Origin of the sequence: Rothia uropygioeca, assembly GCF_004136585.1 — a bacterium.
Taxonomy (GTDB): Bacteria; Actinomycetota; Actinomycetes; order Actinomycetales; family Micrococcaceae; genus Rothia.
In genome coordinates this window covers 559372-575325 of the sequence record NZ_NOIR01000002.1, presented here as the reverse complement: position 1 = coordinate 575325, position 15954 = coordinate 559372, and the positions used below count along the sequence as shown (strand labels likewise).

Below are 15954 nucleotides of genomic sequence, written 5' to 3'. Positions count from 1 at the left end.
GCGCGTTATCGCCTGTCTTGGCGCGGAATGAAGATCTCTCTGACCAGCAGGAGCGCCGACGCGGCGACCGGGATAGCAATGATGGCTCCCAGGACGCCCCAGAGCGCGCCACCGCCGGCGACGGCGATCACGGCCACGGACCCGGGAACCGCGACAGCTTTCTTCATGATGCGCGGAGAGATGAAGTACGCCTCGATCTGCAAGTACGCGAAATAGCAGATCGCGTAGACGGCCGCGGATTGCCATCCTTGGAGAAGAGTTATGAAGGTAACCAGGATCCCGGCGGCCACGCCTCCGACCAACGGTATGAACGCCAAGAGCAGTACGACGAAGGCGCACAACAACGGGAACGGGACGCCGACGAGTGACATGATGATCAGCGCGAAGATGGCATTCAGAAGTGCGACGACGGCCTGCCCCATGACGTAATTGCCCACGGACTGAGTGACTTTCTCGGTCAGTTCGGCTACTCGTGCACGCTTTGAACGGGGTGCGAGGCGAATGCCCCAAGCCTTGATCGAGGGCAGGGACGTCACAAAGTAGAGGGCCAAGAACATCACGATCAGCGTGCCCGTGACCACCTGGGCAATCGTCGACCCTGCATTGATCAGATTATTAAGGAAGTTGCCGACGAGGCTCGAGTCGCTGAAGGCCGTTTGGAAAAAGTGGCCCGCCTCGTTCTCGACTTTGTCGCGAATCCCGAATTGGTCGTCGAGTTCTTCCATGAATCGCGATGACAGGAAGTCGTTGAAGGTTTGCGGAAATCCATTGATGAAGCCCAGGGCCTGGCGGGCGATGCTCGGAATGACCACGGTCGCCATCAGCACGATGATCCCGGCAAAGGCCAAGAGTACGATGGCCACGCCAAGGATGCGCGGCAGACCCTTCGACTCGAACCACCGCACAATGGGGTCAAGGCCGAGGGCAATGAACATCGCCCCAGTGATCCATCCTCCGAGGGCGCCGACATTGACGGCCAGGTAATAGACCAGCAGAGCCAGTCCGACCCCCACAGTCACCAGGAAACCGAACTGAACCGGAGTCCGTGCGGCCGATGCGTATTCAGCGCGCGTATCCGGCCGGCTGGGTGAGGTATCTGCAGCGGCCGACGAGTACTCGCCGTGAGATGAACGGGAATCGCCGTCGTCAACCGCCGAGCCCGACGGCCCGAGGCTGCTCCGGTTCAGTTCGCCCGCACTCGGGGAAGGTTTGCAAGAGTCCTCTCGACGGTCGTCCTCCAGAAGATCCACGACGTCGGGCAATTCGAACTTCGGACGCGGTTTGGATCCGGGGAACGCAGTAGACGGCCCTTTCTTGCCAATCAAGGAACGCAAACGGCCCACGGCACGATCAACCGGGGTCCTCACCCGGCGCTTGTTACCTGGCATGCGTATCCTCTCTGCGATGAAGGTCCTCCCCAGTCGAGATTACCCGGAGGGCGGACGCGGTTGGGGCCCTTCCCGCGTGTTTGAGATGATAAAGGAAATAAGTTGCTTCACCTCGGGACCCCCGAGCGGGAAAGGAATGACGCCATGACCTCAGGAACATTCGGTAACGCCGAACCTCAAGAGCCGCAGCCCGAAGAAAACATTCCGGCATCGGTCCGTTCCGCACCGGATCTCTCGCAGATGAGCGGCGCGGATACGCAGCGGGCGGCCGGACAGCCCACCGCGGGCGGGGCTCAGACCTACCGCCGAGACGTCACCACGACGGAGCAGTTCCAGGAAGTAGCCCAACTCTCCGGTCAGGGACCGGTCATCTTCGCCCTCTTTCGCGGTGCAGACCAGCAAGCCGTGGATTCCGTCCGTCAGCTCGAACAATTCATCAACCAAGCCGGTGGCCGTCTCCTGCTGGCTGCGGTCGACATCGATCAGGCACCCGAAATCGCCCAGGCTTTCCAAGCCCAGAGTTCGCTGACCGTCGTCGCCATGCTGGGCGGGCGTCCGGCGCCGATGTACGATTCACCCGTTCCCGCCGACCAGGTTCAGGCGCTTTTGAGCCAAGTTCTTCAACTGGCTCAACAGGCCCAGATCACCGGCACCTTTGAACCGGTGCCCGCCGCACCTGAGAGCACCGAGCCTGCTCCTCTTCCCCCACTCCATCAGAAGGCCCAGGACGCGATGGAGCAGGGGGACTACTCGACCGCGGCCGATGCATACCGGGAAGCGCTTCGCGACAAGCCTGCGGATCACGACGCGAAAATCGGATTGGCGCGCGTCGAGCTCCTCGCACGCGTCGACAACGAGGATTTGGCACAGGCCCGGGAAGCCGCGGCCTCCAACCCGGAGGACATTGAAGCGCAACTGACTGTTGCGGACCTCGACGTCACGGGCGGTCACGTCGAAGATGCTTTCAACCGTTTGATTCGGCTGATCCAGCGTTCCGATGCACAGACGAAGGACACCGTGCGCGAGCGTTTGCTTGACCTCTTCGAGGTGGTCGGGGCCGAGGACGAGCGCGTGGTCAAGGCTCGCGGGGCCCTCATGAGGGCCTTGTTCTAGGCAAAGGCCGCTTCGGATTCTCTCCGCAACGCCCGGAGGGCCATCAGCCAGGCGCTGGTGGCCCTCCGGGCGTTCCCGGTTCGGTGCATCTCTCGAACGGATTCCGACCCAGGGTTGATGACGCCGTTATGGGAGTGTGATGTGATTTAGCCATGAAAAGCGATGAGAACTACCCAGAAAGCCCTCAACCAGGGTCTTCTCCCGGAGCAGGCGAACCTCCCCGTTTCGGAGAAGAGGCTCCCTCAGTCCAGGACCGACAGATCCCGACCAATACCGATTCCGATATCGCGCCGGCCCAGCCTGGCATCGTCCGGCAAGCGATATCGATCAGGAACCTGACTCGAGTGTTCGGGAACAGGGAGGTCGTCCACGAAATCGACCTGGACATTCCTTCCGGCACGATGTACGGGCTCGTCGGCCGCAACGGTGCGGGCAAGACGACCACGCTGTCCATGGCGACGGGCCTGCTGCGACCCACTGGGGGCGCCGTCACCATCCGTGGGGTGGACGTTTGGGAAAAGCCTCGTGACGCGAAGAAGCTCGTGGGTGTTCTGCCGGACGGCGTTCACCTCTTCGACCGCCTGACCGGTCGCCAACTCATCACCTATGCAGGCCTCCTGCACGGACTTGACAAGGAGACCGTCCTGGAACGGACGGACGACCTGTTGCGCGCGATGGATCTGACCGATGCCGCCAACAAAACGGTGACCGACTATTCCGCTGGCATGCGCAAGAAGGTCGCCCTCGCTTCGGCAATGGTGCACGCGCCCGAGGTCCTGGTGCTCGACGAACCATTCGAATCCGTGGACCCAGTGTCCGCGTCGAATATTCGAGACATCCTGGCCGGATTCGTGCGCCACGGCGGGACAGTCGTTGTCTCGAGTCACGTCATGGACCTCGTCCAACGCATGTGTGATCACGTGGCGATCATGGACGAAGGCCATATTCTCGCCTCAGGCACAGTCGAGGAGGTCCGTGGAGGCTCGAGCCTGGAAGACAAGTTCGTCGAGCTGGTCGGCGGCCGCGTCGAATCGGAGGGGATTTCATGGTTGGGAACCTCCTAAGTCTCAAATGGGCCTACTTCGTAGCGTCCCTGAAACGAAGTGGCTGGGCGCTCGCGGGAACAGTCATTGGCGGCATCTACGGGCTGTTCGGACTCTTCATGGTCTTCGCGATCTTCATGGTCCAACGTGGTGGCGAGGCCTCGACCGCTCAAGGTAGCGCGGTGATTCTCGGTGCCGTGGTGACATTACTGTGGTGCATCGTGCCCGTCGTCGCCACCGGCCAGGACTCGACGCTCGACCCTGATCTCTTGGCGCCCTATCCGCTCAAACCGCAGGAGATATTGGGTGGGCAACTCCTAGGTTCATTCATCAGCATCTTCGGCATGATGACGCTGGTGGGGGCATTTTTCCCCGCGGTTAGCTGGACATCACCGCTCCCGGTGGCAGCGGCCATCCTCGCGGGTGTCATTGGTTTCGTGCTCCTCATGATCTGCTCACGGCTTATGAGCGCGCTTGGGATGGCCATACGCCAGAAACGTTTTCTGGCCGAAGGGATCGGTGCCGTCTTCTTCCTGGCACTCCTGTGCGCCGGACCCTTGGTCGGAACGCTGACCGAAGGACTGTTCTCGCCCACCTGGATCAGCACTGTCGCCTCGGTCGTCGGATGGACGCCATTCGGCGCGGCGTGGGCGATTCCGGGCGACGTCGCCCAGCGTGCCTGGTTCGTTCTGGTCCTGCGATTAGTGGTCACCGCTCTCTATACCACCGGGGCATTGTTGCTTTGGCAGAAGGTCATCGCCTACCAAACCAGCCATGTGGGCAATGCATCGGGGGCATCCGGCGGCAGAACCAAATCCGGTAAATGGCTGGGGCTCTTCTCGCGGTTCCCTGCGACACAGGCAGGTGGGATCGCCGCGAAAACGGCCACGTATTACCTCAAGGATCCGCGCCTCAATCTGAACCTGCTGGTGGCACCCGGCTTTCTGGTGGTCTTCTGGTTCACGGGGATGTCCAACGGCGGCGCCTCGTTGACTATCGTCGCCCCTTTGGTCGGCTGGATGCTGGCATGGCAAAGCACCTATTCGGTGTCGTATGACAACACCGCATTTGCTCTCCACCTCACGTCACCGATCACCGGAGCCCAAGATCGGTGGGGCCGTTCCATCGGAATGTCCGTCATCTTCGTGCCGGTCGTGGTCCTGGTATCGGTCATCGCGATGCTGCTCCAAGGCAATCCGGGAGGGATTCCGGCCAACCTCGGTTTGGGGCTGTGTCTGCTTCTGGCCGGTCTCGGCGTGGGGGCATGCGTGTCGGTACGGTATGCACTCCCGGTCGCAGCGCCGGGGGAGAGCCCCTGGAAGTCTCGGAAGAACAATGCGGGCCTTGCCAACGCCCTGGTCCAAATGGTCGGTAGCCTCCTGATCGTGGTGATGGCGCTGCCTGTGTGGATCCTCCTGATCCTCTCGATGGTTACCGGAAACGCAGTCTTTGACTGGATCATCCTTCTCGTCGGACCGATCTACGGTTCCTTGGTGCTCTGGTTGGGCGTCAGAATCGGTGGAGGCTGGTATGAGCGTCGCGCTCCCGAGCTGTACCAGGACCTGACGCGTTTCCAGTAGTCCAGCGCGGTTGACGCTAAAGTGCCCCGGACGTGATGAAGGAGCTCATCGATTCAGAACGTCTGGGGTACAGGCGTAGAATATCCCCATGATGTTTGACCGACCCCTTGACGTATTCGCCTCGTCCGAACCGCTCGATGACACCGGTTACGGCACCACCCCAGGTGGCGGGACCGCAACCATCGAGCGTGAAGAAACCCGGGAGCTCGCCGAGCCCGGAGATCACGAGCGCTTTGCCCATTACGTACGCAAAGAAAAGATCATGGAGTCAGCCCTTTCGGGCGACCCGGTCATCGCCTTGTGCGGTAAAGTCTGGACACCCGGACGCGACCCCGAGAAATTCCCCGTGTGCCCGGAATGCAAAGAGATCTATGAATCCATGCGCGGAGGCAAGGACGACGACAAGAACAACGACGAATAGAGCCAGAGCAGTGGCAGCCCCTGGCTGACCCTTCCACCCGCCGCGCGGAGCGGCAACAAGAGCAAGACGCCGTCGCAGTGCGCGGCGTCTTTGCCGTGGTGCGAACATCACGGCCAGAGATCCTCGATCATCTTCAGGAGTGAGCAGACACCAGTGCCCGAAGACCTCTCCCAGCCCTCATTGTTCGGTGGTGCAGCCGCCGACCTTCCCCCGGCCTATCCTGATCGCGCCGCCTGGGGCACGGCACCGAAACTGCGTGCGTGGCAGGCCGAGGCGCTGGAAAAATACTTCGATACCGAGCCGCGCGATTTCATGACCGTCGCGACCCCCGGTGCGGGCAAGACCACTTTTGCGCTGCGCGTGGCAAAACAACTTCTCGACCGAGGGACGATCTCGCGCATCACCGTCGTCGCCCCCACCGACCATCTGAAGTCCCAGTGGGCCGATGCCGCCGCCCGAGTCGGTATCGCGATCGACCCCAACTTCAAGAACTCCGACGGGCACCACGCCCAAGGCTATTTGGGTGTTGCGTTGACATATGCCCAGGTGGCTAACAAGCCGCTCCTCCACAGGGCGCGTACCGAGAACGCGCGGACCTTGGTCATCCTGGACGAAATCCACCACGCAGGCGACTCCTTGTCCTGGGGCGACGGACTGAAAGAAGCCTTCGACCCTGCGCACCGTCGGCTCGCGCTGACCGGTACCCCGTTCCGTTCGGATTCCTCCCAGATCCCGTTCGTCACGTACGAACGAGACCAGGAAGGGCTGCTGCGCTCGCAATCGGATTATTCTTACGGCTATGGGCCGGCCTTGGCGGACCACGTGGTCAGGCCGGTGATCTTCATGGCCTATTCCGGCAAGATGCATTGGCGGACCAGTTCGGGCGAGGAAATGGCGGCCGATCTGGGCGAAGGCTTCACCAAGGACATCACCGCTCAGGCCTGGCGCACTGCGCTGGATCCCCGAGGCGAATGGATTCCTTCAGTTCTGGCGGCAGCGGACAGCCGATTGACCGAAGTCCGTCGAACCGTTCCCGATGCCGGGGGCCTGGTCATAGCGTCCAATCACGAAGACGCACGCGCATATGCCGCGAGACTCGAAAAGATCACTGGTTCCAGACCGACTGTGGTGCTCTCGGACGACAAGACCGCCTCGGACCAGATCGATCGATTCTCGGAGTCCGAGGATCGATGGATGGTCGCCGTGCGCATGGTCTCAGAGGGAGTGGACGTGCCTCGTCTGGCCGTGGGCGTGTACGCGACGTCGACCTCGACCCCCCTCTTTTTTGCGCAGGCGATCGGACGTTTTGTGCGTGCCCGTAAACGTGGCGAGACCGCGTCCGTCTTCCTGCCTTCGGTCCCGGTCCTGATGTACCTGGCCCAAGAGATGGAGGCGGAAAGGGACCACGCGCTGGATCTGAAGGATACTCCGGACGAAGAACAAATCATCGCCGCCGACGAAGGTCTGGACGACCACCTGATCGACGAGGCAAATCAGGAGGAGAAGGCGAGTTCCCGTTTGGCCTCCGGAAAGTTCGAGGCCATTGGATCACAGGCGTCGTTCCACGGGGTTCTCTACGACGGCGAGGACTATCACGGCTATGAAGTAGGCTCGGACGACCAGGACTTCCTCGGGATACCTGGTCTCTTGGATGCTGATCAGGTCGGAACCCTTCTGAAGCAACGTCATCAGCAGTCCACAGGAAGCGCTCCACGGCCCGCTCAATCGTCGGTGCCGGATCACCGACAGCTCAAAGACCTGCGTCAGAAGTTGGCGAAAAACGTCTCGGCCTGGGCCGCCCGCACAGGCGAACCTCACGGTTCGGTCCACAATGCGTTACGGCGCGAATGCGGAGGCCCTCCCGTCGCTCAGGCGACCGCGGAGCAGATCCAGGCTCGTATCGACAAATTGCAGAACTGGTTCATCGGCCGACGCTAGAAGAATCGATCACGTCGACGCCGGCGTCTTCGAGCTCCTCAATCGCTGCCTCCGCGGAATCCTCGGCAACAGGGGCGGTCAAGTCGACCAGGACCCTCGTCTCGTACCCCGCGTCCACGGCGTCCAGGGCAGTGGCCCGCACACAGTAATCGGTCGCGATGCCGACGATGTCCACGTCGGTCACGTCTTGTTCCTGGAGCCAGTCGTCGAGCGAGACTTTGAGCGTGTCCTCCGGCATCTGGCCGGGTTCATGCTCGCCGGTCATCACGGATTCCTCAGGGGCCAAAAGTCCCTCGAATCCGGAATAGGCGGCTTCATACTCACCTTTGCGGAAATAGGCCTCGACGTAGTCCGTCTCAAGGTCCGGATGCAGCGCGGAACCTGCCGTGTCCGCGATGCAATGTACCGGCCAGGAATTCTTGAAGTCGGGCTTGTCACTGAAATGGGCGCCCGGATCGATATGCCAATCCTGAGTCGTAACCACGACGTCGTATGCGGCGTGGTGGGTCTGCAGATATCCGGAGATCAGAGAGGCGACTTCGGAACCACGCCCGGTTTCGAGCGGCCCGCCGGTGCAGAAATCGTTTTGGACATCGACGATGATGAGTGCTCTTGTCATACTGGTCCTTCCGCGGAAGAGGGGGGGGGCAGACGCACAGCCGTCCTGGCGCCGCCATATTCTGGGGGTCAAGATTAGTGGTCGAGGAACTCCGTGGGAAGCGCTGGTTCGCCTTCCGAGAGCCTGCGAATTGCGCGGGGCAACTCTTGGGTCGATTGCCTGTGGCGTTCGGCCGCCGCGCGGACACCATCTGGGCCCGTGGCACCCGGCAACACTTCGCCGTCGGCAACGAGCGTGTGCATCAGCGGGCGGAAATCGTCGGCTTCGAGCAGGGCAGGATCCAGGGCGATGGCTTCGGCCGTTGCCGTACCCTTGCGATCACGACGACGGCCCGCGTGCTTCGCACCGCCGATCGAGCCCTTACCCTGTGATCGTTTTGCTACGGACACCAAGTCACCATTGGCGTCCTGGCGCGCGACCATTTTGTAGACCATCGACGACGTCGGTGCCCCCGATCCAGTGACCAGGCGTGTTCCTACGCCGTATGAGTCCACTGGCGCCGCGGCGAGACCGGCGATCGCGTATTCGTCCAGGTCGGAGGTCACTGTGATCTTGGTGTCCCGATTGCCCAGCGTATCGAGAAGATCCCTGACGGCGAAGGCCTGCGCCACCAGGTCACCGGAGTCCAAACGGACCGCACCGAGTTCGGTGCCCGCCAAATCGACGGCCGTCCGCACGGCCTGTTCGACATCGTAGGTATCCACCAAGAGCGTCGTGTCCAGTCCCAAGGAATCCAATTGGGCGCGGAAGGCCGATACCTCGTCGTCGAACAAGAGCGTGAACGCGTGGGCCGAGGTCCCGATGGTGTTGATTCCGTAACGACGTCCGGCCTCCAGATTGGAGGTTCCGACGAACCCAGCGATTGCCGCCGCGCGGGCGGCCGAGACCGCCGCTTCCTCATGCGCACGGCGAGAGCCCATTTCGAGGCATGGCCTGTCTCCTGCAGCTCCGGTCATACGGGAAGCAGCCGACGCGACGGCGGAGTCAAAGTTCAGGATGGACAGGAGCAGCGTCTCCAACACACATGCTTCGGCAAAAGGCGCTTCGACCTGGAGGACTGGCGAATGCGGGAAGAACGCCTCGCCCTCCCTGTATCCACGGATGGAACCGGAGAAACGGAAACCGGCGAGGTACTCGAGGGTCGGTCCGTCGACGACCCGTTGTTCCTCGAGAAAGGCCAATTGTTCGTCGTCGAAGGTGAATTTCTCGAGCGCCTCGAGGAAACGTCCCGTTCCCGCGAGGACTCCGTACCGCCGGCCAGCCGGCAAACGGCGCGTGAAGGTTTCGAAGACGCAACGTCTTTCGTGCATACCGGCACGAATTGCGGCTTGCAACATCGTCAGTTCGTAATGGTCCGTCAGGAGCGCGGGGGAGTCTGGTCTCACCCCTCAAGCCTACCCAGGCACAACATCGGAACAAATGTGGCAGACGCGGGCGACCCGAAACGTCTAAGATTGTCCATTATGGTCAGCCAGTCTGCACAGAATCTGCCCGTGGCCAGTGAATCTGCCGCGGAAACGTCCCCAGAATCAGCCCCGTCCAGCGACGTGGGGCTTCTTGAACGACCCACGGAAGACACCCCGTGGCGAGTGATCGTCTGGAATGACCCGGTCAACCTCATGAGCTATGTGACCTACGTTTTCCGGGCGCACTTCCACTATTCGGAGTCCAAAGCCCGTTCGCTCATGATGGCCGTTCACCAAGACGGCAAAGCAGTCGTCTTCACCGGTGGCCGGGAAGAAGCAGAAAGGCACACCAGCGCAATGCACGGCTACGGTCTGTGGGCGACATTCGACAAGGACGGCGGATAAGACGATGGCCAAAGAATTCCGAAACGGGCGCAAAGGTATCAGCGGCGGCCTCGAAGGGCCGGAGCGCGAACTGCTCATCAAGCTGTTCCAGGACGTCATTACTACTCTCGAACCCGAGACGCCCGACGACGAGGACCCTCTCGCGAAAATGGTAGGCATTTCAGGTGATGTGGACGTGCCGGAGGACCCCGCGCTGGCCCGCCTCCTGCCGCAGGCCAGCGACGATGACGAAGAGGCCGCTGAATTCCGCCGGCTGACGGAACGGTCTGTGCGCGAAGCGAAAATCGGCAACCTCCGCATGGCGGCCATGGATTGCGAATCACCCAAATTGCATCTGGACCGCGAACACTCCATGGCTTTCGCCTCGGCCCTCAACGATGTCCGGCTCGTCTTGGCGACCCGCCTCGGTATCGACTCGGAGGACGATGCACAACGGGTTGCTTCGTACAGTGACTGGTCGCAGGCGCACGATGTGGAGTCCTATATGTCGCTGGTCTACCAGTTCGTCTCGTGGTTGCAGGACTCCTTGGTCGAGGCCATGCTCTCAGACCTCGACTGACGTCCGAAGTACTCTGATTCCGCGCGTTGGCCTGCGGATCCTCTGCGGTCTGACCAGGGTGAAGTTCGACGCATTGTTCGGCGGGAAGCCTCGTCGATGCACTTGATCAGGTCACTTACCGCTACCCTCGAAAGCAACATGAACAGCCAACATCCTTCCGTTGAACCTTCGAACCTCACCGCGTGGGGGAGTACCGCACCTGCGTCTCCTACCCCTGGCGCGCCCATTGGGGTCTTCGATTCGGGGGTCGGGGGGCTCACGGTCGCCAGAGCCATCATGGACCAGCTGCCTCACGAGAAAATCATTTACGTGGGCGATACCGCCAACGGACCGTACGGCCCCCTGTCGATTGCCCGAGTCCGGGCCAACGCTCTGAGGGTCATGGACGATCTCGTCGATTCAGGGGTCAAAGCCCTCGTCATCGCCTGTAACACGGCCTCCGCCGCGGTACTGCGGGACGCCCGGGAACGCTACACGCGGAAGTACGGAATCCCGGTCGTCGAGGTGATTCAGCCGGCCGTTCGGCGGGCCGTGGCGGCCACGCGTAACGGAAAAATCGGTGTTTTGGGTACCGCGGCGACGATCTCCTCCCGAGCCTACGAAGACACCTTCGCCGCCGCGCCTCACCTTCAAATCTGGTCCGAAGCGTGTCCTGAATTCGTGGAGTTCGTCGAGCGAGGCATCACGACCGGACCGGAACTGTTGGAAACGGTTGAGCGTCATCTCGTTCCGCTCCAGGACGCGGGCGTGGACACCGTCGTTTTGGGATGCACTCATTATCCTCTTCTCACTGGCGTCATCTCCTATGTGCTCGGCCATGGAGTGACCTTGGTGACCTCCTCGGAGGAGACCGCCAAGGACCTGTTCCGGGCATTGACCAATCAAGACCTTCTCCGCACGGAAGCGACCCCTCCGGAGCACGAATTCGTGTCCACGGGAGACCCCGAGGCCTTCCAATACATAGCTCAACGGTTCCTGGGGCCCGCGGTGACCGGGGTCCGACATTCGACGAGTATCGCCGAGTCCTATCCCACGGCTTCGCTCGCCGTCGTCTCGCCCGAGCATCAGAACCATGCTCGAGTGAATGTGGCCCCGAGCGGACCCGAGGATTCCACACCCCCAGCAGAGCTCCCGCGGAGCGATTCCCGCTAACTACGAGATCCCCGAAGGATCAAGAGGAACATCATGGAACTGAAAATCATCGGTTGCACCGGATCATTCGCCGGTCCGGAATCCCCTGCGTCCTGTTACCTGGTGTCTTCGGTGGACTCCTCGGGGAAGACCTGGAGAGTGCTCCTGGACATGGGAAGCGGTGCCCTCGGAGAGATCCAGCGCCACATCGAGCTCAGCACGATCGATGCCGTGCTCGTGAGCCACCTTCATCCGGATCATTGCGTTGACCTCGCCGGGCTCTATATTGCCGCGCGCTGGGATCCGCGTGGGTGGTCAACCGGTCCCATCGATGTGTGGTGCCCTCAGGGAACCGACGAATATCTCGCACGCACGCACAGTATGCCGCCGGAGCCGGGTCTCAAGGATCAGTTCCGGTTCAACGAATGGGCCGAGAACCAACCGGTGGACATCGGTCCCTTGACCGTCGAGCCTTTCCGCGTTGTTCACCCCATTCAGGATCCTTTTGCCCTGCGTGTGACCGAGCACGGTCCCCAGGGCGACGTCGTCCTGGCCTATTCGGGGGACTCCGATGCGTGCGAGGGACTCACTCGTGCGGCGCGGGACGCGGATCTATTTCTCTGCGAGGCCGCTTATATGGAGGGGCGCGACGACAACCTGCGCGGCATCCATCTCACCGGTGCTAGAGCCGGTCAAACTGCGCGAGAGGCCAATGCCCGTCGGCTTCTGCTAACGCATCTTCCCGTGTGGAACGACAAGGAAATCGTTCTGGCGGAGGCCCGTGAGTTCTTCCACGGAGCGGCGGAGATCGTAACGCCACTGTCCGACTACACGGTGGGTCCGTCATAAGCAGGGAAACGGTCGTTGAGGGCTTGAGTCATCGTGAGCTATTCAGCGCCTCCGGCGGTATGGTGAAGGCATGACTTCTCAGACTTCCCCGAACAAAGCCGCTACGAGAGCAGACGGGCGAGCCGTCGACGAACTGAGGCCCATATCCATCACGCGAGGGTGGTCTCAGAATGCCGAAGGTTCGGCGCTCATCGAGTTCGGAAATACCAGGGTACTGTGCACAGCTTCCTTGACCGAGGGCGTACCGCGCTGGCTCAAGGGTGAAGGCAAAGGATGGGTCACCGCGGAATACGCAATGCTGCCCCGCGCAACGAATACGCGTTCGGCGCGCGAATCCGTCAAAGGCAAAATCGGCGGTCGGACGCATGAAATCTCGCGACTGATCGGCCGTTCACTGCGCGCGGTCATTGACACCAAGGCCCTCGGCGAAAACACCGTGGTCCTGGACTGCGATGTCCTGCAAGCCGACGGCGGCACTCGCACCGCGGCCATCACGGGCGCCTACGTTGCGCTCGCCGAAGCAATTGCTTGGGCCCAGCGCGAAGGCATCATCAACCGGCGGAAGTCTCCCTTGACCGATTCGGTATCCGCTGTCTCCGTGGGAATCATTGATGGCACCCCGATGCTCGATCTTCCTTATGTCGAGGACGTCCGGGCGGAGACCGATATGAACGTGGTCGTGACCGGCTCTGGTTCCTTCGTGGAGGTCCAAGGAACGGCCGAAGGCACGCCCTTCGACCGGGACGAGCTCAACCTCCTGCTCGATTTGGCGCTGACAGGCACGTCCGAATTGGCAGCGATCCAGCAGAAGACTTTGGAAGAAACAGTATGACCTCGACCGAGCAGGGCACCCCGCTCGTCGTCTTGGCGAGCCACAACACGGGCAAATTGGTTGAGCTCCGGGAGATCCTTCGGGACCGCATCGACGGGCTCGACGTGGACACGCAAGTCGTTGATGCGAGCGCCGTCGAGGCACCGGATGTTGCTGAGACCGGGACAACCTTTTCCGAGAACTCGCTTCTGAAGGCCCACGCCGTCGCCGAGGCCACCGGACTGGTGGCCGTCGCGGACGACTCGGGATTGTGCGTCGATGTTCTGAACGGCGCACCCGGAATCTTCTCGGCCAGATGGTCGGGAACTCACGGGGATGATGCCGCGAATGTCGAACTCCTCCTGGCCCAGCTGAGCGACATCCCGGATGAGCACCGTGGTGCTCATTTCCACTGCGCCGCCAGCGTGGCCGGACCCGACGGATTCCAAGCCGTCGAGCACGGGCAGATGCCCGGTCGTTTGCTGCATCGGGTCACCGGAACGAACGGCTTCGGTTATGACCCAATATTCGCTCCCAGCGAGCTGAAGGGAAAAGACGCCGGACTGTCCGCGGCCCAGATCTCGTCCGAGATCAAGAACTCCATCAGCCATCGGGCCCGAGCCTTCACGGCCCTGGTCCCGCACATCCATGCAGCTCTTTCATCGGATCTCGCACAGAGGTAATTATCCTTGTCCCGCATGTCCAGATTCGCCCAGATGCGATACTTCCCCCTCATCAAGGCCGTATTGGATCAGGCCGGTGTGACCGTGGGTCCCGAAGAATGGGACGTCCACTCCAACGGCTCTGCCCACATCGTCGTCAATGCGGGCCATCGCCTCAGCGTGAGGGTTGCTAAGACCCTCAGCGCTGGGGAGTCGATGGGCAGAAGGACGCAACTACTGCGTGCGCTTCCGGACGACCTGCCTTTCGCCGTTCCGCGCCCGCTGACGCGTGTGATCTCCCGATCCGGATTCACAGCGGTCGGGTTGAGCTGGATCCCTGGCGAGGCACGCGACATCGGGCCGGCGCCCGCTCGACCTCTCGGCCGAGCGCTGCGCGCCATCGGAGGAATGGACCCAGTGCCGCTCGAACCTTATCTGGAGCCGGCCCACCAGCATTGGGGCAGCGATGATTGGGAAAAGACCTTGCGGGAGCGCGTCGTCCCGCTGCTCTTTCCGGGAAACCGGCGGATTGCTCACCGCCTGATCGACGACGTCCTAGCGATGGACCCCGTTGAGCCCAGAATCATCCACTCGGATTTTTCCGGCCACAATATTTTGTGGATCAAGGACAAGATGACCGGAGTCATCGATTGGGATCACGCGGCAATGGGCGACCCGTCGTGGGACATCGCCGCCGCCGCAAATTGGTACGGTTGGGACGTCATCACCAAGTGCGTGGGCAAGGACTGGGCCGAACGAGGCAAGATTGTGCATCGGCTCATGCCGCTCCAGTCCGTCGGGTATGCCGTCGTCAATGGCGGTGGCGGTGCCATCACTCGGCAATCGCTCGAGCGAACCGACGCCTGGTTCGATGATCACAAGGCACATCTTCCCGGATGATAGTCCGGGGCGCTCACCTGGACGGAACGAGCCTGACCCAGGCGTGCATCGCGCCGATCCATCGTTCGAGACAGGATTCCAGGGCCCGGGGGAGAGCGGGAGCGGGCAGATCACCGTTGCTCCCCAAGCGTATTGCTTCCCGTAACACCAGCCCGAGGTGCGAGGAGACCCGAATCGAGCCGTGCTGCGAGGAGGAGCCCGCTGCGCTGCCGATTGCGCTGGCCAGTGCCTCAACACATTCGGGTCTGTCAACAGAAGACGCGCCGGGATGTCCCGCGTAGTCCCTCAGAACGCCCGTGGTCAGCGGTGCGGAGGAAAAAATCCCCCGGAGGCTGCGCGATGAGCTGCCCGTAGCTGCGTATTGGGCGCGGAGCCCCTGGGGAACCTCCGTGTCATTTCCGTCCAAAGGAGGCAGAAACCCGGTCACTTTCCTGCACGCGTCGAGAACTCGTTCCGTGTCCGAGCTGTCCTCCGATAGCTCTGGCGAGAGGCAATACCGGAGCAGGAAAACCCAAGCGATGCCGGAGGCCAGCGCTTCGGGCGAACCGTGCGTGAGGGACGTAATGTTGGCCGCGAGCTGGCCGAGGTGCGGCGCCGAGTTCTGGGGATAAAAGGCCAAGGGGGTCAGTCTCGGCAGAAAAGCCGCCGAACTCGCCTCGGGGAACGCATGCCGTGCCGGATACTGCATATGGCCCAGGACCAGCGCCTCGGCGCTGACCGGGTCGATTTCGGATAGCCGCGGTGAGAATCGAGGTTGGTCGTCGAGGACGAGGTCTTCCCACCCCGTTCTTGGTGGAACCGGTGCGTCATCGGAGATTGTGAGATCGAGTATTCGAGCCCACCGGAAATTCTGGAGCCAGATCGATGCTGTCTCGTCAGCCGACTGTCCGTGAGAGGCCCACTCGACAACGTCGCTCATGCCCTCCAACGCGGCCAGGGCCCCGATGGACAGCGCTGGAGCGACGGTCGTAGCAATCGTGGTGAGGCGACGCACGGTGTCCTCGTAGGCAGGATCCAGCGGAGTGAGCGAAGAAGGCAGGCTGGCTATGTCGGGCATACGGGTCATTCTATCTGCGAGGGCCGGGACATCGTGCGGTCCTCACTTGTCGCTCAGGCGGGATAGGTTGAA

General features: G+C 61.9%; 16 protein-coding genes. 12 read left to right on the top strand and 4 right to left on the bottom strand.

Annotation, left to right across the window (positions count from 1 at the left end; genetic code table 11):
- Positions 1–5 precede the first annotated feature (5 nt).
- The gene (locus tag EWR20_RS06905; RefSeq protein WP_129359882.1) at positions 6–1388 is read right to left on the bottom strand and encodes an AI-2E family transporter; all 1383 of its coding nucleotides are present in this window, start codon (positions 1386–1388) and stop codon (positions 6–8) included.
- A 144-nt stretch (positions 1389–1532) separates the two neighbouring features.
- On the opposite strand from EWR20_RS06905, the gene EWR20_RS06900 reads away from it, so the two are divergent.
- The 5 genes from EWR20_RS06900 to EWR20_RS06880 all read left to right on the top strand — a co-directional run bounded on the left by EWR20_RS06900 (position 1533) and on the right by EWR20_RS06880 (position 7483).
- Positions 1533–2501 (top strand): tetratricopeptide repeat protein, encoded by a 969-nt coding sequence (locus EWR20_RS06900; RefSeq protein ID WP_129359880.1) that lies wholly within the window; start codon positions 1533–1535, stop codon positions 2499–2501.
- 152 nt (positions 2502–2653) lie between these two features.
- Positions 2654–3565 carry an ABC transporter ATP-binding protein gene (locus EWR20_RS06895; protein ID WP_129359878.1) on the top strand — a complete coding sequence of 304 codons (912 nt, stop codon included), beginning with the start codon at positions 2654–2656 and terminating at the stop codon, positions 3563–3565.
- Complete coding sequence (locus EWR20_RS06890; protein WP_129359876.1) at positions 3547–5124, top strand: hypothetical protein; 1578 nt, start codon at positions 3547–3549, stop codon at positions 5122–5124. The genes EWR20_RS06895 and EWR20_RS06890 overlap by 19 nt, the downstream gene beginning before the upstream one ends.
- Positions 5125–5215: 91 nt before the next feature.
- Complete coding sequence (locus tag EWR20_RS06885; protein WP_371811976.1) at positions 5216–5545, top strand: DUF3039 domain-containing protein; 330 nt, start codon at positions 5216–5218, stop codon at positions 5543–5545.
- A 153-nt stretch (positions 5546–5698) separates the two neighbouring features.
- On the top strand, positions 5699–7483 hold the full coding sequence (locus EWR20_RS06880; protein WP_129359872.1) for a DEAD/DEAH box helicase: 1785 nt from the start codon (positions 5699–5701) through the stop codon (positions 7481–7483).
- Here the strand turns inward: EWR20_RS06880 and EWR20_RS06875 are convergent.
- Both EWR20_RS06875 and EWR20_RS06870 read right to left on the bottom strand, forming a co-directional pair.
- Positions 7467–8102: an isochorismatase family protein gene (locus tag EWR20_RS06875; protein WP_129359870.1), complete on the bottom strand. Its 636-nt coding sequence runs from the start codon at positions 8100–8102 to the stop codon at positions 7467–7469. The genes EWR20_RS06880 and EWR20_RS06875 overlap by 17 nt on opposite strands.
- Positions 8103–8176: 74 nt before the next feature.
- Positions 8177–9487 carry a nicotinate phosphoribosyltransferase gene (locus EWR20_RS06870; RefSeq protein ID WP_255411252.1) on the bottom strand — a complete coding sequence of 437 codons (1311 nt, stop codon included), beginning with the start codon at positions 9485–9487 and terminating at the stop codon, positions 8177–8179.
- 78 nt (positions 9488–9565) lie between these two features.
- Here EWR20_RS06870 and clpS point away from each other — a divergent pair, with 78 nt between their 5' ends.
- The 7 genes from clpS to EWR20_RS06835 all read left to right on the top strand — a co-directional run bounded on the left by clpS (position 9566) and on the right by EWR20_RS06835 (position 14825).
- On the top strand, positions 9566–9913 hold the full coding sequence (gene clpS / locus EWR20_RS06865; RefSeq protein ID WP_129359868.1) for an ATP-dependent Clp protease adapter ClpS: 348 nt from the start codon (positions 9566–9568) through the stop codon (positions 9911–9913).
- 4 nt (positions 9914–9917) lie between these two features.
- A complete protein-coding gene (locus EWR20_RS06860) occupies positions 9918–10472 on the top strand; it encodes a DUF2017 domain-containing protein (protein ID WP_129359866.1) in 555 nt (184 codons plus the stop codon).
- Between the two features lie 138 nt (positions 10473–10610).
- Positions 10611–11624, top strand: a complete 1014-nt coding sequence (gene murI / locus EWR20_RS06855) for a glutamate racemase (protein WP_129359864.1) — start codon at positions 10611–10613, stop codon at positions 11622–11624.
- 33 nt (positions 11625–11657) lie between these two features.
- On the top strand, positions 11658–12452 hold the full coding sequence (locus EWR20_RS06850) for an MBL fold metallo-hydrolase (RefSeq protein WP_129359862.1): 795 nt from the start codon (positions 11658–11660) through the stop codon (positions 12450–12452).
- 70 nt (positions 12453–12522) lie between these two features.
- A complete protein-coding gene (gene rph / locus EWR20_RS06845; RefSeq protein ID WP_129359860.1) occupies positions 12523–13284 on the top strand; it encodes a ribonuclease PH in 762 nt (253 codons plus the stop codon).
- Positions 13281–13946, top strand: a complete 666-nt coding sequence (gene rdgB / locus EWR20_RS06840; protein ID WP_129359858.1) for an RdgB/HAM1 family non-canonical purine NTP pyrophosphatase — start codon at positions 13281–13283, stop codon at positions 13944–13946. Before rph ends, rdgB begins: the two co-directional genes overlap by 4 nt.
- A gap of 15 nt (positions 13947–13961) precedes the next feature.
- Positions 13962–14825, top strand: coding sequence for a phosphotransferase family protein (locus tag EWR20_RS06835; RefSeq protein WP_129359856.1), 864 nt, complete (start codon positions 13962–13964; stop codon positions 14823–14825).
- 13 nt (positions 14826–14838) lie between these two features.
- On the opposite strand, the gene EWR20_RS06830 is transcribed toward EWR20_RS06835, so the two are convergent.
- Complete coding sequence (locus EWR20_RS06830) at positions 14839–15882, bottom strand: ADP-ribosylglycohydrolase family protein (RefSeq protein WP_129359854.1); 1044 nt, start codon at positions 15880–15882, stop codon at positions 14839–14841.
- Between the last annotated feature and the right edge of the window lie 72 nt (positions 15883–15954).